The 25559-nt window shown below is 60.7% G+C and carries 20 protein-coding genes and 1 tRNA gene; 15 read left to right on the forward strand and 6 right to left on the reverse strand.

Annotated elements, in window-relative coordinates:
• Positions 1–83: 83 nt before the first annotated feature.
• Positions 84–953 carry a hypothetical protein gene (locus tag BANAN_RS02580; RefSeq protein ID WP_014697389.1) on the forward strand — a complete coding sequence of 290 codons (870 nt, stop codon included), beginning with the start codon at positions 84–86 and terminating at the stop codon, positions 951–953.
• Positions 950–1567: a DUF3180 domain-containing protein gene (locus tag BANAN_RS02585; RefSeq protein WP_014697390.1), complete on the forward strand. Its 618-nt coding sequence runs from the start codon at positions 950–952 to the stop codon at positions 1565–1567. Before BANAN_RS02580 ends, BANAN_RS02585 begins: the two co-directional genes overlap by 4 nt.
• 114 nt (positions 1568–1681) lie before the next feature.
• Here BANAN_RS02585 and BANAN_RS02590 read toward each other — a convergent pair whose 3' ends face one another.
• Positions 1682–2587: an acyl-CoA thioesterase gene (locus tag BANAN_RS02590; RefSeq protein WP_041776963.1), complete on the reverse strand. Its 906-nt coding sequence runs from the start codon at positions 2585–2587 to the stop codon at positions 1682–1684.
• A 244-nt stretch (positions 2588–2831) separates the two neighbouring features.
• Positions 2832–4508 carry an energy-dependent translational throttle protein EttA gene (gene ettA / locus BANAN_RS02595; protein ID WP_014697392.1) on the reverse strand — a complete coding sequence of 559 codons (1677 nt, stop codon included), beginning with the start codon at positions 4506–4508 and terminating at the stop codon, positions 2832–2834.
• Between the two features lie 167 nt (positions 4509–4675).
• Between ettA and BANAN_RS02600 the strand changes: the two genes are divergently transcribed.
• A complete protein-coding gene (locus BANAN_RS02600; RefSeq protein ID WP_014697393.1) occupies positions 4676–5104 on the forward strand; it encodes a peptide deformylase in 429 nt (142 codons plus the stop codon).
• Positions 5105–5135: 31 nt separating this feature from the next.
• On the opposite strand, the gene BANAN_RS02605 is transcribed toward BANAN_RS02600, so the two are convergent.
• Complete coding sequence (locus tag BANAN_RS02605) at positions 5136–6422, reverse strand: O-acetylhomoserine aminocarboxypropyltransferase/cysteine synthase family protein (RefSeq protein WP_014697394.1); 1287 nt, start codon at positions 6420–6422, stop codon at positions 5136–5138.
• 287 nt (positions 6423–6709) lie between these two features.
• On the opposite strand from BANAN_RS02605, the gene BANAN_RS02610 reads away from it, so the two are divergent.
• The 3 genes from BANAN_RS02610 to BANAN_RS02620 all read left to right on the forward strand — a co-directional run bounded on the left by BANAN_RS02610 (position 6710) and on the right by BANAN_RS02620 (position 8694).
• Entirely contained in the window at positions 6710–7342 is a 633-nt protein-coding gene (locus BANAN_RS02610; protein ID WP_014697395.1) for an ECF transporter S component, read from the forward strand.
• Between the two features lie 283 nt (positions 7343–7625).
• Positions 7626–8534 carry a hypothetical protein gene (locus BANAN_RS02615; protein WP_041777102.1) on the forward strand — a complete coding sequence of 303 codons (909 nt, stop codon included), beginning with the start codon at positions 7626–7628 and terminating at the stop codon, positions 8532–8534.
• Between the two features lie 86 nt (positions 8535–8620).
• Positions 8621–8694, forward strand: a tRNA-Ile gene (locus BANAN_RS02620).
• A 77-nt stretch (positions 8695–8771) separates the two neighbouring features.
• On the opposite strand, the gene BANAN_RS02625 is transcribed toward BANAN_RS02620, so the two are convergent.
• A complete protein-coding gene (locus tag BANAN_RS02625) occupies positions 8772–9677 on the reverse strand; it encodes a hypothetical protein (protein WP_048340832.1) in 906 nt (301 codons plus the stop codon).
• A gap of 364 nt (positions 9678–10041) precedes the next feature.
• Between BANAN_RS02625 and rpmE the strand changes: the two genes are divergently transcribed.
• From rpmE to BANAN_RS02640, 3 genes are all read left to right on the forward strand, one after another.
• Entirely contained in the window at positions 10042–10251 is a 210-nt protein-coding gene (gene rpmE, locus BANAN_RS02630) for a 50S ribosomal protein L31 (RefSeq protein ID WP_014697398.1), read from the forward strand.
• A gap of 295 nt (positions 10252–10546) precedes the next feature.
• Positions 10547–11899: a xylose isomerase gene (gene xylA, locus BANAN_RS02635; RefSeq protein WP_014697399.1), complete on the forward strand. Its 1353-nt coding sequence runs from the start codon at positions 10547–10549 to the stop codon at positions 11897–11899.
• A gap of 429 nt (positions 11900–12328) precedes the next feature.
• Entirely contained in the window at positions 12329–14011 is a 1683-nt protein-coding gene (locus BANAN_RS02640) for a glycoside hydrolase family 43 protein (protein WP_014697400.1), read from the forward strand.
• Positions 14012–14175: 164 nt separating this feature from the next.
• Here BANAN_RS02640 and BANAN_RS02645 read toward each other — a convergent pair whose 3' ends face one another.
• Positions 14176–15192 carry a LacI family DNA-binding transcriptional regulator gene (locus BANAN_RS02645; RefSeq protein ID WP_014697401.1) on the reverse strand — a complete coding sequence of 339 codons (1017 nt, stop codon included), beginning with the start codon at positions 15190–15192 and terminating at the stop codon, positions 14176–14178.
• A 331-nt stretch (positions 15193–15523) separates the two neighbouring features.
• Here BANAN_RS02645 and BANAN_RS02650 point away from each other — a divergent pair, with 331 nt between their 5' ends.
• The 6 genes from BANAN_RS02650 to BANAN_RS02675 all read left to right on the forward strand — a co-directional run bounded on the left by BANAN_RS02650 (position 15524) and on the right by BANAN_RS02675 (position 23974).
• Entirely contained in the window at positions 15524–16801 is a 1278-nt protein-coding gene (locus tag BANAN_RS02650; protein ID WP_014697402.1) for an extracellular solute-binding protein, read from the forward strand.
• A 107-nt stretch (positions 16802–16908) separates the two neighbouring features.
• The gene (locus BANAN_RS02655) at positions 16909–17967 is read left to right on the forward strand and encodes a carbohydrate ABC transporter permease (protein WP_041776964.1); all 1059 of its coding nucleotides are present in this window, start codon (positions 16909–16911) and stop codon (positions 17965–17967) included.
• Position 17968: 1 nt separating this feature from the next.
• On the forward strand, positions 17969–18838 hold the full coding sequence (locus tag BANAN_RS02660; RefSeq protein WP_014697404.1) for a carbohydrate ABC transporter permease: 870 nt from the start codon (positions 17969–17971) through the stop codon (positions 18836–18838).
• 77 nt (positions 18839–18915) lie between these two features.
• Positions 18916–20541 carry a glycoside hydrolase family 43 protein gene (locus tag BANAN_RS02665; protein ID WP_014697405.1) on the forward strand — a complete coding sequence of 542 codons (1626 nt, stop codon included), beginning with the start codon at positions 18916–18918 and terminating at the stop codon, positions 20539–20541.
• Positions 20542–20648: 107 nt separating this feature from the next.
• Positions 20649–22574, forward strand: coding sequence for a sialate O-acetylesterase (locus BANAN_RS02670; RefSeq protein WP_041777103.1), 1926 nt, complete (start codon positions 20649–20651; stop codon positions 22572–22574).
• Positions 22574–23974 carry a carboxylesterase/lipase family protein gene (locus BANAN_RS02675; RefSeq protein ID WP_041776965.1) on the forward strand — a complete coding sequence of 467 codons (1401 nt, stop codon included), beginning with the start codon at positions 22574–22576 and terminating at the stop codon, positions 23972–23974. The genes BANAN_RS02670 and BANAN_RS02675 overlap by 1 nt, the downstream gene beginning before the upstream one ends.
• A 12-nt stretch (positions 23975–23986) precedes the next feature.
• Here the strand turns inward: BANAN_RS02675 and BANAN_RS02680 are convergent, their stop codons facing one another.
• Positions 23987–25546, reverse strand: coding sequence for a glycoside hydrolase family 43 protein (locus BANAN_RS02680; protein WP_014697408.1), 1560 nt, complete (start codon positions 25544–25546; stop codon positions 23987–23989).
• Positions 25547–25559: the final 13 nt, after the last annotated feature.

A 25559-nucleotide genomic window follows, 5' to 3' on the forward strand; every position in this document is an offset into this window, starting at 1 on the left:
AAACCTGGAAGGCCTGGAGCGCATGCGCCCAGGCCTTCCTCGCATATGCGCCCATGCGAACAGGGAAGAGGAGGGCGAGGAATATGACAACCGTGGACTGCAACGGCATCGACTTGGGCAGCAACGAGGACGATACGCGTGTGTGGACGGCGGACGTCAGCTGGATCACCGACGACGACCAGCTGGTGGATGCCGAGGATCTGGCCGCACATGTGGCGGCCATCGGGCAGATGATGCTCGGCGTACCCGTTGAGCAGCTTGCCGAGCGCATCGCGGCGCAGCTGGCGAACCAACCGGTGTTCCGCTCCGTCACCGTCACCGTGCACATGCATTGGAAGGCCCCATTGCGCACCTTCGAACAGCTCAGCGCAACGGTCGCCGCAAACCGGCAATCCTCGGCCAACCCATCTGCGGCCGCTGCGAATACCGGGGGCGAGGAATCTGCAAGCACGCATGATGGGGCATTGCCGGTCGACCCGGCATACCACGATGCCGTCATTTCCTTGCGCAGTGCCGCGCCGAATGCCGAGCAGCTGTTCCGTGAGGTCATCGTCACGCTCGACAGCATGCCGGGCAACCAAGTGGACGGCATCTCCCCACTGTATTTCGTGGGCTCGCTCAACGGAACCGACGGCCATGCCGCCGTGATCAAACTCAGCACCGCAATGGGGACGCGTCAGCTGAATCAGGTGCTCGATGCGTTGCACACCGCACACGAGGGAGCCCTGCAACTGTCGGTTGTGGCCATAGGCAAGGCGGGGGATGAATCACTGCATGCACCGGAGGGCGCGGCGGATCATCATCTCGGCGCTGCCGTGCTTGAGCCGTGGGCTGCCATGGATCCCAATGCCAGCTATAACGGAGACCCACTGGCGTATCTGCTGGCAATGGCGCCCGACAGCGCACAGGTGGGCGTCGAATCCGAACAGTGGGTTATGGGAGGCGGTCGATGAAAGCACGCAGAACTCCATGGTGGTGGTATGTGATTGCCATGCTCGTCGGTCTGCTTGCCGGCATGGGCATCTCGCATCTTGAGGAGACGCGGGGGCTGGGATTGGCCGGCATCCCGTACCTCGCCAGCGCGGTGATGGTCGTTGTCGGCTTCATTGTGCTCTATCTGGCGTGGCAGGTGCATAAATACACGACCACCGATCCGAAGAAACGTGCGCAGCTCAAGCCCATGGATTCGGAGCGCTGTGTGAACACGCTCATCGTGTCCAAGGCGCTCGCCATTGCCGGAGCATTGCTCGCCGGCTGGTATGGCGGCCAGATCGTTATGCTGTACGACCGTTTTGAGGCACCGTTCTTCAGGCATATCGTGATCGAATGCATCATCGCGGTGATTGCGAGCGTCATCGACATGGTGCTCGGCATCATCAGCGAAGGACTATGCCAGCTGCCGCCGAACATGGGACCGGAGCATCCGAAGGTCGTGCGCAAACGCCGTGAGGAGCGGTTGGCGAGGTTCACGAACAGGGCGTCTGGCATGCCGATGCAAGCCGCAGGGCAGCATGCCGGCAATAACGGGGCCGATGAGAGCGACAAATGGGAGAAGCCCTGCAATTAGCCACTATGGCGTCTGAGACATCCGTGCTCTCTGCTGACTCACTGACGACCTGGCGGCCTGCCTGTTACGCAGAAGCAGGCAGGCCGCCAGGTCGTGACACAATCCGGCAGAGGATTAGTCTGTCTGCGGGACGCGAATCATCGCCTCCTGCACCATGCATGCCACGAGATCGCCATCCTGGGAGTACACCTTTGCCGAAGACAGCCCGCGGCCATGGGCGGCAGTCGGCGTGTCCTGCACATACAGATGCCACTTCGTCACGTCGATGTCGCGATACCACCACATCGAATGATCTATCGATGCGAAGGAAATGCCCGGCGTGAGCAGTGTGAGACCGGCACGACGCAGAATGGGCTCGAGCATCACCTGATCGCAGCCGAGCGCGAGCAATGCACGGTGGAAGGTCTGCGAGACCTCGATCTCACCCATGGCACGCATCCACAGCATCTGCTTGCCGGTGTCGAGTCTGTGGCTCTCCTCATCGGGGCCGAGCACAATCGGCGAGGAGATGTAGCGAATGTCGAACGGCGACGTTGTGGCGTAGTACTTCGCGTAGTCGGACTGATCCGCATACGGTTTCATGAGATCCACCGAGCTGGGCAGCGACTCCGGATCCGGAACATCGGCCGGCATGGAGTCGAAATATTCGACACCCGGCTGGTCCTTGGTCTGGAAACTCGCAATGGCTGTCAGAATCGAGCCCTGCGATTGCGTCACATTCACGCGGCGCGCGGAGAAGGAGTGCCCGTCGCGCAGATTCTCCACATCGAACAGCAGATCCTGATGAATGTCGCCCGGAGCGATGAAATACCCGTGGATCGAATGGGGGAGACGGTCTTCCGGCACGGTCTTCGATGCAGCGATGAGCGACTGCGAGATCACCTGGCCGCCGTATACGCGACCGGTGGGGAAGTACATGCTCTCGCCGTTGATATAGGTGTGGTCACGGTATTGCGACGGCTCGCCCAGTTTGAGCACGTCGACGATTCGTTGGAGCGGGGTCTTGGTATCGCTTGCCATGTTCTGCCTTCTCGCATGCCATGCAGTCATGCACGGTGTTGCATGCAACACGTGGGTAATCTGCTGTTCTATGTCAATGTGAGTAATCTACATGGCGCGTGTTAAGAACGGGCAAAAGAATGTTACGGAGAGCGTAGCGTTCCAATCGGAATCACGCAGTGATGGCGCAGAACGACGAACGGGAAGGCGATCTGCCTCCCCGTTCGATCTGCCATGGGTCGTGGTGTACGACACCACTCTGCGGTTAGCGCGTGAGTTTGCGGTGCAAGCGGTGCGGGCGTGCGGCCTCTTCGCCCAGACGGGCGATCTTGTTCTCCTGGTAGGCCTGGAAATTGCCCTCGAACCAGTACCAATTGGCCGGATGCTCGTCGTCGCCCTCCCACGCCAGAATGTGCGTGGCGATGCGGTCGAGGAACCAGCGGTCATGGGAGATCACCACGGCGCAGCCCGGGAACTCGATGAGCGCGTTCTCGAGCGACTCCAACGTCTCGACATCGAGGTCGTTCGTAGGCTCGTCGAGCAGCAGCAGATTGCCACCCTGCTTCAACGTGAGCGCAAGGTTCAGTCGGTTGCGCTCGCCGCCGGAGAGCACGCCGGTGAGCTTCTGCTGGTCGGAGCCCTTGAAGCCGAAGCTGGCCACATAGGCGCGGGTGGGCACCTCGACGCCGCCGACCTCAATGAAGTCGTTGCCGTCGGAGACCGCCTCCCACAGGTTCTTGTTCGGGTCGAGTCCGGCACGGTTCTGGTCGACGTAGCTGATCTTGACGGTGTCGCCGATCTTGAGATCGCCGCCTGACAGCGGTTCGAGGCCCACGATCGTCTTGAACAGCGTGGACTTGCCCACGCCGTTCGGGCCGATGACGCCCACGATGCCGTTACGCGGCAACGTGAAGCTCAGGTCGTCGATGAGCACGCGGTCGCCGAAGGCCTTGTGAATGTGCTCGGCCTCGAGCACGGTGGAGCCCAGGCGAGGTCCTGGCGGAATCTGAATCTCGGAGAAGTCGAGCTTCTTGGAGTTGCGTGCCTCCTGTTCCATCTGGTCGTAGCGCTCAAGACGGGCCTTGTTCTTGGCCTGACGAGCCTTCGGTGAGGACCTCACCCATTCGAGCTCGTTCTTGAGGCGCTTGGCGAGCTTGGCGTCCTTGGCGCCCTGGATCTCCATACGTTTGGCCTTCGTCTCCAAGTAGGTGGAGTAGTTGCCCTTGTATGGGTAGAGCTGGCCACGGTCGACCTCGCAGATCCATTCGGCCACATTGTCCATGAAGTAGCGGTCGTGGGTGACGGCAATGACGGCACCCTGGTACTGGTGCAGGAACTTCTCGAGCCACAGGATCGACTCGGCGTCCAAATGGTTCGTGGGCTCGTCGAGCAGCAGCAGGTCGGGAGCCTCGAGCAGCAGCTTGCACAGCGCCACACGACGGCGCTCGCCGCCGGAGCACACCGACACCGGGGTGTCCGGATCCGGGCACTGCAGCGCGTCCATGGCCTGTTCGAGCTGCGAGTCGAGATCCCAGCCATTCGCTGCATCAATCTCAGTCTGCAGCTTGCCCATCTCCTCCATGAGGGAGTCGAAGTCGGCATCCGGATTCGCCATCTCCTCGCCGATCTGGTTGAAACGCTCGACCTTGGCTGCGATGTCGCCGAACGCCATCTTGATGTTCTCGCCCACGGTCTTGTCTTCATCCAGAGGGGGTTCCTGCTGCAGGATGCCGACCGTATAGCCGGGGGTGAGCTGTGCCTCGCCGTTGCTCACCGTGTCGAGCCCTGCCATGATCTTGAGCAGTGTGGATTTGCCCATGCCGTTCGGGCCCACGACACCGATCTTGGCGCCCGGCAGGAAGCTCAGCGTCACGTTGTCGAGAATGACGCGATCGCCATACGCCTTGCGGGCGTTGATCATCTGATAAATGAATTCTGCCAACTTGATTCCGTTCTAGTAACGCATGTGATGTGCATCGCAGAGTCTCACGCAAATGCACGACCATTATTCCAAAAGAGGTCTACAGCGCAAACACCGTGCGAGGCATTGATATTCCGAACTGCAGCCAATCTGCGCACAATCGTTCAAACACCGGATATACTGAGCGAATGCAGCGAACGATTGTCACCGATACCAGCTTCCTCTCACGCCCCTCGATCTCTGCCGACCCAGCCGACCCGCTCGACGCCGCCATTGCGCAGGATCTGAAGGAGACGCTCGCCGCGCACCGCGAAGAATGCGTGGGCATGGCGGCGAACATGATAGGCGAGCCGAAGCGCGTGATCGCCTTCGTCGACGAAGGCCTGGGCAGCGCGATCACTGTCATGTTCAACCCGCAGATCACTGCCGCCGACGGCGAATACGACGCCTGTGAAGGCTGCCTCTCGCTGCACGGCGAGCGCCACACACCGCGTTTCCGCCGCATCGAGGTCGATTACACGACACGCAAGGGACGCGCTCGCCACGCCACCTTCGCCGACTGGACCGCGCAGATCATTCAGCACGAGATCGATCACTGCAACGGCGTGCTCATCTGAATCCGAGATCTGCACATCTACGCAGCGCCGCTCATTCGCCGAAGACGGCGTCGAGCGCTTGGCGAAGGTCGGCAATGATGTCGTCCGGATTCTCGATGCCGCAGCTCAGCCGTACCAGATCCACGCCCACGCCGGCCTCCTCGAGCTGCTCCTCGGTGAGCTGACGATGCGTGGTGCCGGCAGGGTAGAGTGTGCAGCTACGCGCGTCGGCCACATGCGTGGCGATGGAGATCATCTTCAGATGGTCGAGGAAGGCGGAGACCTTCTCACGGCCGCCGGGCACGCCGAATGAGATGACGCCGCACGTGCCGTTCGGCATGTACTTCTCGGCCAGGGCATGGTAGCGGTCTGTGGGCAGCTCCGGGCAACTCACCCAGGAAATACGTGGATCGTCTTCGAGGAATTGCGCAACCGCGCGGGCGTTCGAGCAATGGCGTTCCATGCGCACGCCCAGGGATTCGAGGTGCATGCCCATGATCCACGAGTTGATCGGCGCCGGCGTGGAACCAAAGTCACGCATGAGCTGGGCGGTCGCCTTCGTGATGAATGCGGCCTTGCCGAAGTCCTTCGCGTACACGACGCCATGGTACGAATCGTCGGGCGTCGTCATCCCGGGGAACTTCTCGGCGTGCGCCATCCAGTCGAAATTGCCGGAGTCCACAATCGCGCCGCCCACGCACGAGCCGTGGCCGTCCATGTACTTCGTCGTGGCGTGGGTGACGATGTCGACGCCGTATTCGAACGGACGGCAGTTGATCGGCGTGGGGAACGTGTTGTCGACGATGAGCGGCACGCCGTGGCTGTGCGCGGCCTTCGCGAACTTGTCGAAGTCAAGCACGATGAGCGCCGGGTTCGAGATCGACTCGCCGAACACCGCCTTCGTGTTCGGCTGGAATGCCGCCTCGAGCTCCTCCGGGGAACAGTCCGGGTTCACGAAGGTGCAGGTGATACCCATCTTGCGCATCGTCACGTTGATGAGATTGAAGGTACCGCCGTAGATCGCGCTCGATGCGACGATGTGATCGCCTTCGTTGCATATGTTGAACAATGCGAAGAAGTTCGCCGCCTGCCCGCTTGACGTGAGCATGGCCGCCACGCCGCCCTCCATCTCGCAGATCTTCGCCGCAACCGTGTCGTTCGTGGGGTTCTGCAGGCGTGTGTAGAAGTAGCCGGTCTCCGACAGATCGAACAGGCGGCTCATCTGTTCGCTCGATGTGTATTTGAACGTCGTCGCCTGAATGATCGGCGGCGTGCGCGATTCGCCGTTGCCCGGCTGGTAGCCGCCCTGTACGCAGATGGTGTCCACATGCTCGCCCATGCGTGCTCTCCTGTCTCCTTGAAGCCATCTGGCCGCCATGCCTTCGACGCAGGCGGCCGCCCTCTCACTGGGGTTGACAACAATCTATCCGGTTCGCGCGTGTCGGCGCCGTGTCGTTCATCTATGTGGACACTCGTCCGCGCAGGTGGATTCCACGTGATGCCATCGCGCTTGCCGAAATATGGGATGCAATTTAAGATGATCGAGGCGCATCCGCCCGAGTCGCGCAGGTCAAGACGCGCCATATTCCGATTCTGTGTGCGACCATGTATGTAATAAGGAGCCATATGTCTACTGGCATCACCCAATCACCCCGTCCATCCTCTTCCCGATTCCGCTGGACGCCGGCGGACATCGCCCTTGGCGCCGCGCTGGGTGTGGGCTGCGGACTCGTCTTCTGGGGTTTCAACTTCGCCTACACCCCGATTTCATCGATGCTTGGCTCCATTCTGCCTGGCATTGCGAGTGTTCTGCACGCCGTGTGGTATTTCTCCGGCACGCTCGCCGTGCTCATCCTGCGCAAACCGGGCGCTGCGGTGTATGTGAATGTGGTCGGCAGTGCAGTTGAAATGCTGCTTGGAAACAACTTCGCGTTCGGATTCGTATTCATTTCGGCGATCCTGCAGGGCATTTTCGCCGAGATCCCGTTCGCTGTGACCCGATACCGCGTGTTCAATCTGCCCATGGCCGTGCTCTCCGGTCTGTGCACTGCGCTGGAATACGGCTTCTACTTGCTGTTCTTCCGCTATCAGGGTGTCGCATTGCTCAGCCCGCGTGGCATTGTGCACATGATCAGCGAGCTGGTGGGCGGTGCGCTCATCGCCGGTGTGTTCAGTTGGCTTCTATTCGTCGCTGTGGCCAAGACCGGGGCTCTCGACCACTTCGCTTCCGGCCGTGCGGTGCACGTGCGTGAAGAGTAAACGAGGATTGCATTCCGTGCCTCCTCGCCGATTGTGGACGCTTTGCGACAGTCAGCCGCCCGATGGGGCGGCTGCTTCGTTTTGGACGCGAGATTCTGTAGAATGCTTGGCATATACCCGATGCGACGTGCGCTATTGTTCCGAAATGCGAGCAGAACGTTCCTTGATGAGAGACGGACAAATAATCTGTGAACTGTTCAGCTCGCAGCGAATCCATGCAATGGGCATTGGCACACTCGACAAACAGTACCGGTCCGAGACATGGGGCGATGAGGAAGTAACTGTGGACGATAAGACGATCATGTATGCAGGCAATGAGGCCGGTTCTCAAACCGAACTCATCAATCCCAACGAAATCGCGGCAATGGGACGCCGACCTCCGACGTCGCACCGCCGGCAGCCCGACGACGACAATCGCGGATTCTACAGGCGGCTTGCCATCGCCTGTGTGAGCATACTCGCGGTGATTGCCGTGCTCATTGCGGTCATTTTCGGCATAGGACGCCACCATCAATCCATAATCGCTGCGAAACGTACGGAATGCGAGCGCTCGCTCGTCGGTCTCGACGACAAGGTGGTGGCGTACCAAGACCTCGTGGGTGGCGACGGTGAACTGGCGAGCAAGATCGCCGATGTCGACGTCAAAGACACGACGGCCGTCAAGCAGCTCGATATTGAGATGGCCAGCGAATCCCCGGCGACGGTGAACTGCGACGTGAGCAGTGTGGAGGAATTCGAGAACCGCATTGCCCAGGCGAAGGCATCCTCCCAATGGTACGACGAGCACACCGCTTCGCTGAGAAGCGCCATTCAGGCAGTCAATGAGTCAAGGCACGCCAAGCAGGTGGAGGACGCCCATGCCTCACTCGAGGAGGTGCTCCGTAATGCCGACAACATTCTCGCCTCCGCACAGGGTCATGTGACGGACGAAGCAGTGTGGAACGACCTCTCCAAGCTCATTGGCGAGGCGCGGAACCGCAGCGGGGAGACCGATATGGGCAGGATCGGCACGCTCATGGACGATCTCAACGCCAGAATGGATGCTGTGGAGCGTTCGAACCGAGAGAAGCTGCGACAGGAGGAGCAGGCGCGTGCGGAGGCCGAACGCAAGGCTCAGGAGGCCGAGCAGAAGCGCAAGGAGTCCGAGGCCGAGGCGAAGGCGGAGGAGGAAAAGAACAAGGACAAGCACTGAATGGGCCGTGCTGCATGTCGTTCTGCCACGGCGGTCTGGGGTGCTTTGGTAGACTATTGGACTTGTGGTGGTTCCGCACCACACATGGGGCCTTAGCTCAGTCGGTTAGAGCATCGGACTCATAATCCGCCGGTCCAGGGTTCAAGCCCCTGAGGCCCCACATAGTACAAGGCCGTCTCCTTCGGGAGACGACCTTTTGTGTGCATCCGTTGCTTGGTTCGGAGTTCGCGGCGTTGGTCAGGACTCCTCGGCACCTGGTGTGCCATCCTCCGGCTCGTCGATGTCAGCCCAGATGTCCGAATCTGGTTGGAACGCATAGGGGCCCGTATTCCGCGGGTCGGCGTCGTAGGCACGTTTGTCGCGCACGAAGGAGATGTGGCGCAATGCCATGAATTTCATGAGGCAATCCTCCATTTGGGAAAGATCGTCCTCCAAGCGGTCGAGTTCGTCGGGCGGCATGAGATTGATATTCGAATTGCTCCATGTCGTGCAGTTGCGCATCGAATACTTCACTTTGCGTACATGGTCCTGGTAGATTTCCTCCACGATCGCGTGCGCTTCGAGCTCGGGCGTCGAGTCCGCGGAAGCCTGCGCTCGCATATGTGCGGTTTCGTCGAGCGACATGCCGAACAGTGCATTGCACCAACCGCGTAGGGTCTGCAGATTCACGTCAAGCCGTGCCATTGCCTGCTCCTCGGTGCAGGTAGGTGGAAGGGGCGTCAGATTGTCGGCATCGCGCGAACGGCGTACCTCGTGCTCACGTTGTGCGCGATCCACGCTGCCGGGGCGCTCCGGCGAGCCATAGAACCATACGGGTCGTCCGCGCAGAATGCACTGAAGGGTGCGCGAAGGGATGGAGATGTCCGGTGTGATGCGAATGGAATCGGCTGGGTCGGTGAAATCGAGAATGTCGGCGAGCCTGAGTTTGGCGTCGCTGATCTGGTTCAGCACGCGCAATATGACGAGCGTGAGATGAATGCCTGCAGTCGCCTGGCCCTCTTCGATCACATTGAGCGTGCGATCGCCCCAATTCATGCCGTATGAGTGCGCGCATCTCAGGAATGAATTGGCGTCGATGCCATACAATTCGCGATATCGGTGAAGAAAATCCCCTAGCACTTCGCTAATCTGTCTATCAACCATACGGGGTACATTAGGCGACGCAGACGGCGTCCGTGGTCCATTTGGGGTTTTGTTCTCGGCGTGCAGACAGAATAAATGTAGATAAATATTTTACAATATACTCAAAGAAGTTGCTAATATTTCTTATTCCGGCTCCCACTTGCCTAAATTAATTCTATTGGATTGCCGGTGTGCGCCGATGAGTATGCCGGAAGGATAACCGATTGGAATAAACCGTGGCGTGCTCGTATTGTGGGTCTTGGTGGGCGCAAGTCCACTTGCGGGCGCCATAGCGGCGCGCGCAAACATAGCCGGTTCACCGCTTGCGTATGCGTTTGCGTATGTGAGTGGACCCGGGTCCCCCGTATCTTTAGGAGACGATGTTATGCAGCAGGGTATTCATCCTGATTATCACAAGGTGACCGTCACGTGTTCGTGCGGTAACACGTTCGAGACGCGTTCGACCGCCAAGGGTGACCATATGACGGTGGATGTGTGCTCGAAGTGCCATCCGTTCTACACCGGCAAGCAGAAGATTCTCGACACCGGCGGCCGTGTGGCCCGCTTCGAGAAGCGCTACGGCAAGAAGGACTAGTCGGTCCCTGTGACAGAGAAGCGCCAGGCAACCCTGGCGCTTTTTTGTTTGCCTGCGGACTGTTCGGGGCGTTGGTCTGTGTGTCGAGGAAATCGATCTGTATGGATATGTGACATAAGCGGGGGAGTGCTGGAATTTCAGGCGACACGCTAAAAGTCAATCCATTTGACATATATAGTATTTTCGTTTTACTATAACACCATGAACGCGGAAGCGTTCTGGACAAATCTGAAATGGCGTGGGATGCCCGGTGCGACTCGCGTCGAACAGTGAAAATGATTGCAAAGGAGTAGTCATGGCAGGTCTGTGGGACATCGACAAGATCGAGTATGTCGGCCGCACCAAGGGTCTTCAGGAGGGACTCGGATTCCAGTATTACGATGCCGACAAGGTTGTCGCCGGCAAGAAGATGAAGGACTGGCTGCGCTTCGGTGTGGCATGGTGGCACACCTTCGACGCGCCGCTCACCGACCCCTTCGGCGATGGCACCGCCCAGCGCCCGTGGGACGGCAAGTACTCCGACCCGATGGACAACGCGCTCGCCAAGGTGGACTACGCGTTCGAGTTCTTCACCAAGCTCGGCGCCGAGTACTTCTGCTTCCATGACCGCGACATCGCCCCGGAAGGCGATACGCTGCGTGAGACGAACGCCAACCTCGACCGCGTGGTCGACAAGATCGAAGAGAACATGCAGTCCACCGGCGTGAAGCTGCTGTGGAACACCTCGTCGCTCTTCACCAACCCGCGCTTCGTGGCAGGCGCCTCCACCTCGCCGTTCGCCGACGTCTACGCCTATGCCGCGGCGCAGCTCAAGCACTCCCTCGAGATCGGCAAGCGCCTGGGCGCCGAGAACTACGTGTTCTGGGGCGGCCGCGAAGGCTACGAGAACCTGTGGGTCACCGACATGAAGCGTGAGCAGGAGCACATGGCGAAGTTCTTCCACATGTGCGCCGACTACGCCAAGCAGATCGGCATGGACGCCCAGTTCCTCATCGAGCCGAAGGCCAAGGAACCGACGACGCACCAGTACGACTTCGACGCGGCTACGGCATGCAACTTCCTGCGCGCCTATGACCTGATCGACGTCTTCAAGCTCAACCTCGAAGGCAACCACGCCAACCTCGCAGGCCACACCTACCAGCACGAGATCCGCGTCGCCCGCGACAACGGCGTGCTCGGTTCGCTCGACGCCAACCAGGGCGACATGCTGCTCGGCTGGGACCTCGATGAGTTCCCGACCAACCTGTACGAGACCACCTCCGTGATGTGGGAAGTGCTCGACGAAGGCCAGATCGGCCCTCACGGCGGCCTCAACTTCGACGCCAAGCCGCGCCGCACCTCGTTCAGCGCTGAAGACCTGTTCCGCGCGCACATCGCCGGCATGGACACGTTTGCCGCCGGCCTGCTCGTGGCGGACAAGATGCATCAGGACAAGTACATCGAGGACCTTGTGGCCAACCGTTATGGCTCCTACGATTCGGGCATCGGCAAGTCGATCGACGACGGCACCGCCACCCTCGAGTCGCTCAATGACTACGCCATCGACATGCCGCAGTCCGAGATCATCGCATCCACGCACCCCGATCACCTCGAGGACGTGAAGGCGACCATCAACAACTACATCATCGACGCCCTGGCCAACGCCTGACGCCGCACGGTCCGGCCACCTGCCGCATGGGCGGCCGGACCGTCCATCCAACCTCTGCGGCGCGTGGCATATGCAGTGCACGCTGTATGGCATATGCCGCCAGTAACTCTTTCTTTCCTTCCTTCCAATGAATCGCCGCCTGTTCTTTCCTTTCCTCTGCAGGCGCGATGCAGGCCCAAGGGCCACCGGGCCCCACCGTGCACCCATACGCTCCGCGCGCATCCTTCCCATCAAACACACCGCGCGCGGGGAGCACGGCGGTTCCCGGAGGCCCATGGGCTTTTTCCATACGGGTGGGCACGACGGTGTGTTCGCCTATTGCTTGCGCAAGGCGCATGGCGCACCGCTGCACCGCCCTTATACCCTCCGGCCATGCTGCCGAACCGAATGTACTGATATGACCGACCACTACCGATATGGAGGACCACGATGACCGCAACGACCGCGACCATAGACATCACCAATCCCGTACTGCGGGGCATGTACCCCGACCCAAGCTGGATGTGGGACGAGCGCGGGGAGCGCGTGGCCCTGGTGAATTCCTCGTTCGAACTGGTGCCGGGACTGCCGATCCACGTTTCAGACGATATCGCGAACTGGGAGCTTGCGGGGAACGCCGTCGACGAGGCGATGGCGCAACGGCTGCTGATCCCCTTCGTGCTTGATTCTGGGGGATTGTATGCGCCGACATTGCGCATGATCCGCGGGAAGTACGTGATCGCATGCACGGTCGCCCGCATCGATCTGGACGCGGCCGCCGCAGCTGGGGTCGACCCGGAGTCGATCGAGGCGGCCCGCGCAAGCCAGGGCAACTTCATCATCGAAGCCGATGCGCTTGAGGGGCCATGGCGCGGCCCGTACTGGATCGAGGGCGCCGAGGGCATCGATCCAGACATCTTCGAGGACCTTGACGGCTCTGTGTACTGGACGCAGACAAGGCCGGCCGTACGCCCGCGCTGGGAAGGGCAGACCGAGGTGTGGACCCAGCGGATCGACCCGGAGACGTGGCGGCTGTGCGCGTCGCATGACGCAGACGGCGACTATGGCAAGACGGTCCTCTGGACGGGATACGGCGTGGAGGCGGTGTGGGCCGAAGGACCGCACCTGTACCGCATCGGCGATTGGGTGTATCTGATGACCGCAGAAGGCGGCACAAGCTTCGACCACAGCGAGATGACCATGCGCACGTGGGCACCCGACGGGCTCGGACCGGCGATCGAATCCCTGCAGGGCCAAGCGCACGCAGACGGGACCGAGCCGCGCGCGCCACGTGCCGACGAACGGTCGGTTGTGGGGCGGTATGCGCGACTGTTCCATCCGTGCAAGAAGAATCCGTTCCTGACACACCGGCATCTTGGTTTGGAGGAGCGCGTGCAGTGTGTGGGCCACGCCGATCTGCTGCATCATCCGCGGCTTGGCTGGTGGGCCGCGTGCCTGGGCTCGCGCGAGACCCCCACCGCGGACCATGGGGCGCTCAGCTTCCTAGGCAGGGAGACCTTTGTGGCACCTGTCGACTGGCAGCACGATCCGGCACAATGGTCGCTGGAATCCAATGGGCCCGCGCAAAGGCGGACTGATGACCCGGGCTGGCCGATACTCGCCGGGGGAGCGGGGCGTCTGGCGCAGACATTGCGCATCGATGCGGCGGACGGGACCCTGCTCGATATGTGCATTGGTCCGTGCGAATCGCAGGCTGTCGTCGATGCGCGCATGCCTTTTGCCGTCGGCGACGGCGAAGGCGCGGCCGTGCGCGCGGATGGCACGGTGTACCGGCGTATGCCGGAAGACAGGTGCGTGGTGCTGTGCCCGCCGCGTGGCACGGTGCGTATCCGGCAGGACGGCCGCCATACGTTGAGCGTGGCGACCGATAGTGCGTCGGTGCAGTGGGCGCTCGGCGAGGGTACGGAGCGCAGGGAAGGCATGGTGCCGATCCCCGAGGGGGAGCCGGGATCGGTTATGCTCGTCTTCGACAAAGGCATGGCGCGTGTGGTCGTGGCGCAGTCCGCGGAACAGGCATGGACGGCGCCGGCCGTCGAGGTGATCGACGTGGCGCCGCTGAGCACCGAATGGTCCGGCGGCTTCGTGGGGTGCCTCGTCGGTTGTGACGCGTAGGCGGCGACCTAAGCGGGATGGTTGGGCCACTGTTGCGGTAGCCTTGGCCGGCTCGCCGTGCACCAGCCGCTGCCGTTTGCGCAGCAGCATCGCGAAATTGCGGAGCACCGGTATGAGCAGTCCTCCGCATACCATGCCGATGTCGGAGGCGCGCTGGTCCGCCATCAGCGCGCCTCCGACGCCAAGCGGGCCGTGCTGCCGCGCACGACGAGCGTCGTCGGGAGGATCACATGGTGTTGCGTGGGGCGCCCCTCCGCCGTGTCGATGAGCATGCGCGTCGAGACCGCCGCCATGTCGTGCAATGGCTGGCGCACCGTGGTGAGCGCCGGACCTAGGAACGCGGAGGTCTGCACGTCGTCGAAACCGACAACCGAAAGGTCTTCGGGGATGCGCAGCCGGTTCTGCCGGGCGGCCTCATAGACGCCCATCGCCTGCAGGTCGCTGCCAGCGAAGATCGCGGTGGGGCGGTTCGGGTTCTCCAGCAACGCCATCGCCTGCGCGTAGCCGCCTTCGGTCGTGAAATCGCCTTCGGTCACCAGCTCGGGATCCAGCGCGATGCCCTGTTCGGCGAGCGCCGACGTGTAGCCGTCGAGCCGCGCACGCGAGCACATCATCTCTTCGGGGCCGGTGATGATGCCGATGCGCGTGTGCCCCAGGGCGAGCAGATGCCGAGTCGCGAGCACGCCGCCGGCCCAGTTGTCCGCCTGCACGGAGAAATCATCGTTCGACGGCTCGCCCGAAGGGTCGAAGATGACATAGGGGATGCCGTTGGCCTGCAATTTGGTTTTTTCTTTTTCGGTGAGATTGGCGAAGATGAAGATGACGCCGAATGGCCTGCGCCTCAGCATGCCGGTGATCCAGTCGTCGTCGGGGTGTTGGCGGGTGCCACTTTCCGTCGTGATGACGCTGATGTCGGGCGAGTGCCTTGTCTCACGCAGCACGCCGCGCAGCACTTCGAGAGCCCAGATTGTGTCGAGGTCCTGAAAGACCACTTCGATGTACCTTTGGCCGGCCGCTTTCTGGCCGCGGCGCTGGTAGCCCGAGGCCTTGAGTGCCTGATCGATGGCTGTGCGGGCCTCGTCGGAGATGTCGGACCTTCCGTTGAGTGCCTTGGAGACGGTTGCCAACGAGTAGCCGGTGTGCTTTGCGATGTCCGCCAATCTGACTTTGGATTCCGACATATGGAGCTCCTTTGCCGCAAATGAATGGGGGTGATATCATCTGTCATAATATCGAAAGTTTCGTAATGTTGCAAGCGAAATATGCGCTTGTTGTGAAAACGGCGAGCAAATGTATACAAAAGTGCGCGAAACGCCGAAAATACACTTTGTTTGACTAATTGACAAAGTAGGTTTACGATAGTTTCTAACGAAAACAGCGTAAGTTTTCGGAAGTTCTCAATGTTGTACCGGAGGCTTCGTAGAAGCTCGGATGCATTGCTCTTCTGGCAATGCGCGTCAGCGAGGACGGCTCCACGTCAATGTCAGCGTGGACAAAGATCAAGGAGGAACTATGAAACTCAAGACGCTTGCAGCAGCAACACTGGCCGTTGCGACCGTACTCGGCATGAGCGCATGTGGTGGGTCGGGGTCGTCGTCCGATGACAAGACCATCACGTTCTGGCACAATGCTTCCGCCGGTAAAGGACGCCAGTACTGGGAGAATCTGGCAAAGTCCTTCGAAGAGGCCAACCCGGGGACCAAGGTGGAGATCCAGGCCATTCAGAACGAGGACTTCGCCGGCAAGCTGCAGACCGCCATGCAGGATCCCGCATCCGGTCCGGATGTCTTCATGTCGCTTGGCGGCTCCAAGACCCAGGAAATGATCGACGCCGGCCAGGTCATGGACCTGACCGATAAGATCTCGGACACGGTGAAGACCGATATGAAGTCGACCCTTTCTGCTGCCACGTTCGACGGCAAGGTCTACGGCGTCCCGGTCAGTGTGGAACCGGGCGGCATGTGGTATTCCAAGGATCTGTTCAAGAAGGCGGGCATTTCCGGTGTGCCGGCGACCTACGAGGACCTGCTCGCGGACGCGAAGAAGCTCAAGGACAGCGGCACCGATGCCATCGCGCTCGGCGCCAAGGACGCTTGGCCCGCGGCGCATTGGTATTACTGGCTGGTCCTGCGCGAATGCTCTCCTGCAGTCTACGACAAGAGCGTTCAGGACCACGACTTCTCGAACGCGTGCTGGGTCAACGCCGGCAAGAAGCTGCAGGAGCTCAAAGACTTGAAGGTCTTCAACGACGGCTTCCTGACCACGACCGCGCAGCAGGGCGCCAACTCCTCTGCGGGCCTGCTTGCCAACCATAAAGCGGCCATGGAACTCATGGGCGCTTGGGAGCCGGGCGTGCTCGGTGATCTCACCCCCGATCAGAAGCCGATGGCTGACCTTGGATTCTTCGCGTTCCCTGAGGTTGCAGGCGGCGAAGGCGAGCCCGGTGCGCTCATGGGCGGCGTGACCTACTTCTGTGTCAACCCGAAGGCTTCACAGGCCTCGATCGATTTCGTCAACTACATGGGTGAGAAGAAGAACCAGGAGGATTACGCCGAGGCGTTCTCCACCATCCCTGCCTCCGAGCCCGCGCGTGGTGTGGTGACCGACGAGTCTCTCAAGCAAGTCATCGAATACCTGGACAAGGCTCCGTCCATGCAGCTGTGGATGGATACCGCACTGGGCACCAACATCGGCAACGCGTTGAATGCCGCTGTGGTGAACATGCTGTCGGGGCAGGGTAGCCCCGAAGACATCGTCAAGGCGATGGAGGACGCCGCCCAGAAGGGCTGATTGCGTCTGAGCAAGGTCCGGGATGGCTGGGCTATGCCTCATGGTCCAGCCATCCTTTCCCCTGGATGACGTATAACGAAACACCTTAGATACATGGGATTGATGACATGACTGAAATGAATGATGCCGTGGCAGTCGGGCGACCGGTTGCCGAAACGAAGAAGCGGGGCGGAGAACGCAAACCCTCTAACGGCAAGGGGCGCAGAAATCTCGAAATTTTCATCCTTTCCGCACCCGCGATTATCCTCTTCTGCTGCTTTGTGATTTTTCCGATCATTTTGGGCGCCTACTACGGCTTCTACCAGTGGAAGGGCTTTGGCACTCCGGCCGAGAACGGCAAGTTCGTCGGACTGCAGAACTACATCGTGGCGTTGAAGGATCCGAACTTCCAACAGGCGATCCTGCACACCTTTGAAATCGTCATTGGGTCCCTCGTTATCCAGGGGCCGTTGGCCATCCTCTTCGCTCTCCTGCTCAACCAGAAGTTCAAGGGACGTGGCCTGATCCGTACGCTCATCTTCGTGCCGTATGTCGTTTCGGAAGTCATCGTCGGCACCGGCTGGAGCCTGCTACTCCAGAAGAAGGGCGCGGTCAACCAGATCCTTGAATCACTCGGCATGCATGGTGTCGATTGGCTCGCTGATCCCAAGGTCGCGATCTGGACGCTGCTGTTGCTCATCAGCTGGAAATACATCGGATTCGCCGTCATCCTCATGCTTGCAGGCATGCAGTCGATTCCTGAGGAACTGTACGAAGCGGCAAAGGTGGACGGTGCAGGGTTCTGGCAGATCCAGAAGAGCATCACACTGCCGTTGCTCGCCCCGACGCTGCGCATCTGGGTCTTCCTGTCGATGATCGGTTCGCTGCAGCTGTTCGATTTGGTCTACATCATCTGGGGCCAGTACGTTTCCACGACGGCCGGCGTCTCCACAATGGCCACCTACATGGTCCGCGAGGGACGCGGTGCTGGCAACTACGGATATGGTTCCGCCGTCGCCCTCATCATTTTCGTCATCTCGCTGATTGTGGCGCTGACCTACCAGCACTTTGTGCTCAACCGTGATCTCGATGGCGCCTTGACCGAGAAGAAGGCGTCCAAGAAGCGCAGGAAGAGGCAGACCGCAGAAGATGAGGCCCTGGCGGTCGCCATGGAAGGAGTGAAGTGAGATGAGTGCTGCAACGGCATATTCCAAGAAAAACGGTTTCCACAAGTCCGCGAAGACCCCATGGGGCAACCCGATAGTCTATTTCTTCTCGCTTGTGCTCGTGGCGATTTGTATCGTCCCGGTGCTTTACATCATCTTCGGCGGATTCCGTACCAACGCGCAGATCACCAACAACCCTGCCGGTCTGCCGAATCCCTGGGTGATCAGCAACTACAAGGACGTCATCACCAGTGATATGTTCTGGACCGAGCTGGGCAACTCGCTGATCGCTGGCATCTGCACGATGGTCGGCGTCGTCGTCCTCGGCATCATGGTCAGCTACGTCATCGCCCGCTACAAGTTCCGGTACTCGGCACTGATGTATGCGCTGTTCTCGGCGGGCCTCATGTTCCCGATGACCGTCGGTATCACTCCGCTGTACCTGATGATCAGGAATCTGGGTCTGTCGAACTCCCTTGCGGGCATTATCCTTCCGGGAATTGCTTTCGGTCTGCCGCAGACCATCATCATCCTGGTCCCCTTCCTGCAATCCATCCCGATGGAATTGGAGGAGGCGTGCCTGCTGGACGGTTGTTCTCGCCTCGGCTTCTTCTGGCGCATGGTCATCCCGCTGTCGATGCCCGGCGTCGCCACAACCGGCATCCTCACCTTCGTGGGAAGCTGGAACGGCTATATGCTTCCGCTCTTCGTCCTGAGCGATGAAAGCAAGTACACGCTTCCGCTTGGTGTGCAGATGTTCAGCTCCCAGCACTCGGTGGATACGGCCAGGGTCCTGGCGTTCACCTCGCTCGCCATGCTTCCGGCCCTCATCTGCTTCACGATCTTCCAGAAGAAGATCGTGGGTGGCCTGACCGGCGCGGTCAAGGGCTGATCTGACCCGCCGCCTGCAATGCACGAAGCGCGGCGGCCCGGTCACAACCGGGCCGCCGTTTCCTTAAGGAGATCGTTATGAAGATCGAAAACCCGGTACTGCCCGGATTCAACGCCGATCCGTCGATGATCAGGGTCGGAGACACCTACTACATCGCGAATTCCACGTTCGAATGGTGGCCTGGCGTGCGTCTGCACGAGTCGAAGGACATGGTGCATTGGCGCCTGTTGCCGAGCCCGCTGAACCGTCGTTCGCAGATCGACATGCGCGGCAACCCGTCCTCCGGTGGCGTGTGGGCTCCCGACCTGTCCTATGCGGACGGCAAGTTCTGGCTCGTGTACTCCGATGTTAAAATCGTCAACGGCGCGTTCAAGGACTGCACGAACTACCTCGTGACCGCCGAGGACATCCGTGGCCCGTGGAGCGAACCGATCCGGATCAACGGCGTTGGCTTCGATGCAAGCCTGTTCCATGACGATGACGGGCGCAAGTACCTCGTCCAGCAGACTTGGGATTTCCGTGAATACAACCATCCCTTCGATGGCATCACGCTTACCGAGTTCGACGTCGAGACCATGCGCCTGCGCCCTGAGACCGAACGCACGATTTGGCGCGGCACCGATGTCAAACTCGTCGAAGGCCCACACCTGTACAAAATCAACGGCATGTACTACCTGTTCTGTGCCGAGGGCGGCACCGTCTGGACGCATCAGGAGGTCGTCGCGCGTTCCGCGACGCTCGATGCGATGTCGTTCGAGGGGAGCCCGTACAACCCGTTCATCAGCAACTTCGACACCCCACGCAGCTACCTGCAGAAGCAGGGGCATGGCGCACTCGTGGATACGCCATCCGGCGAATGGTACTACGCGTCGCTGTGTGGCCGGCCCTGGCACCATGAGAACGAATCGGTGACCGATCCGCGTGGATGGTGCACCCTGGGCCGCGAGACGTCCATCCAGAAAGTCGAATGGACCGATGACGGCTGGCCTGTCGTCGTCGGCGGTCATGGCGGACAACGCGTCGTCGAGGCGCCGCAAGACGCCATCGAGACCGAGGCACCGGCCGATCACAGCCAGCATGACGATTTCGAGGTGCCGCAGCTCGCCCTGGATTGGAACACGCTGCGTGTTCCCTTCGACGAATCGATGGGTTCCGTCGGAGGCGGCACGCTGACCTTGCGTGGGCAGGGATCGCTGTGCAACCTCTTCGACCTGTCCCTCGTCGCCCGCCGTTGGCAGGCGTTCGATTTCGACGCGTCTGTCGGTGTGCGATTCGACCCCACCAACTACCGGCAGATGGCCGGTCTGACGAACTACTACAACGACCTGTGCTGGTCGTGGGCTTTCGTCACTTGGGATGAGAAGCGGCAGTGCCGTGTGATCGAAGTCGCCCAGAACGATTTCAACACCTACACCTCGTTCCTGCGGGACCGGGCGGTACCGGTTCCCGATGATGTGGAGACCGTATGGCTGCGCACGCGTGTGCGCACGCAGACCTATGGTTACGACTATTCGTTCGACGGTGAGCAGTGGCATGACCTCGGTGTCGAACTGGACGCGAAGATCCTGTCGGACGACTATGTGAATCAACGGTATGGCGGGTTCTTCACCGGAGCGTTCGTTGGGCTCGCGGCAGTGGACCTGTCGGGGTATGACGCAACGGCGGAGTTCGTGGACTTCGATTACCGCGAATTGAGTGAATGACCATGGATGCACGCTGGGCGGGCCGTCTCCGAGACGGGCCGCCCAGCGTGCATCTCCATATCTGCGGTGCAGATGACATGACCGCATGGAAGGCGCAAGGGACGCATATGACATTGACAATGCCAAAGCTGCTGGATGATGGATGTGTGCTGCAATCCGGCAGACCCGTGAACATCTGGGGATGGTGCACACCGGGGGAGCGTGTCTCCGTACGTATCGGCGAATGTGCAGGGGAAACCATAAGCGCCGCGGACGGCGGCTGGCAGGTGCGGTTGGATGCGTTGGATCCTGGCGGCCCGTATGCCTTCGAAGTGATTGGCGATGGCGCGACAGTACGGCGCTCATGCTATGCGGGTGAGGTGTTCCTGTGTTCGGGGCAATCCAATATGGAGCTTTCCATGCAATGGGTACATCCATACTATCCCAACGAGTTTCGGCGGCAGGATGACCCCTTGCTGCGCCAGTTCAAGGTCGTGGACCGATACGATTTCTCCGGCCCGGTGCGTGACCATGAGGAGGCCTCATGGCTGGAGTGTGCACCCGAGACGCTGGGCCAATTCTCCGCAGTCGCGTATTTCTTTGGGCGAATGGTGCGCCAGTGGTTGCAGGTCCCCGTCGGACTGCTCAATGTATCGTTGGGCGGTTCCCCCATCGAAGCATGGATGGACGCCGCTTCACTCGATGATTGTCCTGAAGCGTTGGAGGAGCTGGATCCCTATCTGGGTGATGGCGTGGCCGAGGCGCGGAGCGAAGAGAGTCTGTCCGCGGTCGCTGGATGGATGGAAGAGCTGCAAGCGCGGCGGATTCCTGCCGACAAGCTGCATTGGCGCCATGTCGACCTGCCGGCCCGTTTTGAGGATTGCGGGTTGCCGGGATTCCAGGGAATGATCGAATTGCGGCGGACAGTGGTGCTGCCGCCCTATTGCGAGGGTGCTGAAGGCACGCTGCGGTTGGGGGCATGGGCTGACATCGATGAGACCTACATCAATGGAATCAACATAGGGGGCCGCCCCAACCAATATGAGCCCCGTGACTACCGGATTCCTGCCGGTATGCTGCGCGCGGGGGCCAACGAGATTGTTGTGCGCCTTGTCTGCAACGCGGGATCCGGCCGGGTGACCGAAGGCAAGGCGATGACCTTGCAGGTCGGCGATGAGGTCCATGATGTGAGCGGCATCTGGAGGCTTGCCGTCGTGGCGAGCATGGACAGGCCATGTCCGAGTGAGGATTTTGTGCGTTGGCGCCCCACCGGGTTGTATAACGCCATGCTCGCGCCTTGCTTCCGTTTCCCGGTACGCGCTGCGCTGTGGTACCAAGGGGAATCGAACACCGGGACCAGGGCGGCGCAATACGGCAAACTGCTCGCCACGATGATCGATCTGTGGCGGGAGCGTTGGCATGATCCGCATATGCCCTTCCTCATCGTGCAATTGCCCGGCATCAGCATCGATTGCATCGAGGACGGCGGTTGGCCGCTCGTACGCGCCGGGCAGTGGGCCGTTGGGAAGCAAGTACCCGACGTGAAGACGGTCGTGACGCTGGATGCCGGTGAACCCAACGACTTGCATCCGCATGACAAGAAGCTCGTCGCGTCACGTCTGTTCGACGCGGCATGTGCGCTGCTCTATGGAGGCGACAATGTGCAGCCGATGGTGAAGAGGATCGAGGAACGCGATGGGATGCTGTGCGTCTCCTATGCCACTGTTGCCCGCCAAGGGGCCAATCCGGTCCCTTGCACGCCGTTGACGCTCGATGGCGGCGATCTGGGTGAATTCGAGTTCGTCTGGCGCGATGCCATGTGCGCGGTGCCTGCACCTGCGACGGTTGAGGGGGCAGAAGTGTGCATTCCGCTGCCTGAGCGGCGTCCCGACATACTGCGGTATGCATGGCGGAACAACCCGTCACGTGGTCTGCTTGTGGATGGCCGGGGCACTCCGATGCCTCCATTTGCCTATGATTTGAAGCGTGGTGCCATGATCGAGCCATCGGTGCGCGCTGGCGGAGACGTCGATGCCGGGACGGGACGTGCGTGATGCGCAGGCAAGTCACATGTGAGCAGGGAACACTCGAGGGATTGGCGGTGGGTGATCCCTCCATCACAGCTTTTCGTGGAGTGCCGTTCGCCGCTCCACCAGTGGGGCCGCTGCGTTGGCGACCACCCCAGTCGCCGGCGCCTTGGCAAGGTGTACGGTGTGCGTTCGACGATGCCCCGGCCTGCCTGCAACCCATTCCGGGAGCGTCAAACCCGTTCTATGACAAGGAATGGGGCATGGATCCCGCCATCCCGCTCGATGAGGATTGCCTGTATCTGAACATTTGGACGCCGGCATTGCGGGGGAGCGGCGTCGATGCGCACCTCACCGGCGAACCCCTGCCGGTCATGGTGTGGATCCATGGAGGCGCCTACCAGTGCGGGTGCGCGATGGAGAAGGAGTTCGACGGCACCGCGCTCGCGCGTCAGGGCGTTGTGGTTGTGTCGGTGGCGTATCGGCTGAACGTGTTCGGATTTTTCTCACACCGCTGGCTGCAGGAGGAAGCGGAGGAAGGCGCCCCGTATGCGAATTTCGGATGGTTGGACCAACAGGCCGCCCTTCGGTGGGTGCGCCGCAACATCACCGTTTTCGGTGGCGACCCCACACGCATATGCATCTTCGGGCAGTCCGCGGGTGCGGCTTCGGTATTGGCGCAATGCTGCGCGCCGGGTAATGCCGGACTGTTCTCCCGGGCGATCATGCAATCAGGTGCGGGCCTTGGCTACTTCAATGCAACGCTGTGCTCATTGGAATCCGCACAGTCGACGGGCGCAAGGTTGATGCGGCGTCTGGGGGTGGAGAACCTCGATGAGGCACGGGCTGTCGATGCGCAGACCCTGTTCGAGGGAGCATCTAGGCTTGAGGCGCCTGAAGGTGTGGATCATGCCGCATGGCCGATGATGGTCAATTGGGTGCCATGTGTCGATGGCGTCTTCATGCCACGGCAGGAGCGCGATCTGATACTTGACGGCCAAACCAAGAACATCGATCTGGTGGTGGGTGATACGCAAGACGAATTCATGGTGTCCGACGGGCAAGGCCATCAGGTGCGGGCTGGCCGCGAAGGCAACCGCCGGCTGATCGCAGCATGGCAGCATGGTGGCGGCCGCGCACCGTATTATTACCATTTCGATGTGCCGATGCCCGGCGATGACGCGGGCTCCTTCCATTCTTCCGACCTCTGGTTCGTGTTCGGGACCTTGGGCTCATGCTGGCGACCCATGCGTGGATGCCATGTTGAGCTCTCCCAATGCATGTCACGGTATTGGACGCGTTTTGCGGCGATAGGCGATCCCAGTGGACCGGGTCTTGTGCACTGGGACCGCACCGACATGCATGGCGACCGCTTCCTGCATCTGGGTTTCCCTGTGGAAATGCGCAGTGGGCATCGCGGCGCATGACTACACCTTGGGTCAAGCTCCCATATCTGTGGCATCGTGATAACGGAAGCGCATGAAGTCGGCATGTCCTCCAACATGCTGGGTCGCTTGGGTGAACAGTGCGAACCGGCATCCTGTGAAATGATCCAGTTTGAACCACAGGCGGTGGGGATGTCCGATCGGTATCCACCCGGCGTCTGTCCGCACAAGGAAACGCGCGGTATCGCGCATGTCGGTGTAGTCGATCTCCAAACGGAACGTGACCTGCGGTGACGGCAATGGCAGGGACTCCACTTCAACCGGGACCTCGTCGTAATGGCGCTCGGCGGTGTTGTCCGGATGCAGCGCATTGCGTTCCGCCATGATCGCATGCCAAGATCCCTGCCTGCGTGTTATGGCGGCGTATGCGTAGCAGCCTTGGAATGCGCAGAGCCCGGCGATGTCGCCTTCCATGAGTCCGCTGGCGTCGATGGTCACTTCCGCGGCGCACCGTGGGCCGGTCGTGCGTTGCGTAAGCGTATTGGTCGCCCGCAGCATGGTGGCCGATACGCGGCTTGTGGTGATGCGGAATGCACCGGGGCGCGCGGTCACCGACCATGTCTCGTCATGTGGTGTGTGGTTGAACTGCCAATAGGGGGCCAGATGGATGGTTCCCCTGCTATCGGGCGTGTAGCGGAAATCGTCATCGCCGTTGAGCGGCGCATAATGATGGTGCGGTTCGGCGGAAGGCGCGCTTTCGACGTATGCCGGAACTCGCCCATTCACGCCCAATACGGGCATGCCGTCCGTATCGAAATGCATCGGCATGAGCACGGGTGTCCTGCCCAATGCCCCGCGGTCCTGGAACATGAACGCGTACCATTGGCCATCGGGCGTGTCCACCATGCCACCTTGCGCCACACCTTGGTCATGGTATCCCAAGTCGTCGTCCAGAATGCAGCGGCCCCGGAACTCACCGTCAAGCGAATCCGCGATGAAACAATCCTCGGTTTTGCGGTGGCCACGGGCGAAATGACAGGTGAACAGGTAATACCGCCCATCATGCCGTTGCAGATGGGATCCCTCGTATCCCAGATCCTGATTCGGCAAATCCTGCACGAGCACACGGTCGAGTCCACCGGCCTTCGGTCCGGACAGATCCGCCTCCATCTCGGTCAGCCGCAGTGCAGTGTTGCCGTGAACGATGAACACACGCCCATCGTCAAAGAGCAGCGAAGGATCGTGGTAGAAGCCCTGGACGATATGATGACGCCATGGACCGCGGGCGTCCTCAGCGGTGAACAGATGGGTCGTATGGGTGTCATTCGCGGAGAACAACACATGGAATCTGCCATTGTGCCATCGCAGGGACGGCGCCCACATTCCCTGCCCATACAGGTCCTGATCGTCGTCTAGCATATAGGTGCCCGTGTGCCCAAGTGTGTGGTAGACATGGCCATACGGTTCCCAATGTGTCAGGTCGAACGACCTCAATATGTCGCATCCGGGCATGAAATGCATCGTGGTGCTCGCCATGTAATAGGTATGGCCGACCCTGATGATGTCGGGATCGGGAAAGTCCGAGTTGAGTATTGGATTCTGGACGACGTTCATGAAACTCCTTGGA

The organism is Bifidobacterium animalis subsp. animalis ATCC 25527 (assembly GCF_000260715.1).
GTDB classification, from domain to species: Bacteria; Actinomycetota; Actinomycetes; order Actinomycetales; family Bifidobacteriaceae; genus Bifidobacterium; species Bifidobacterium animalis.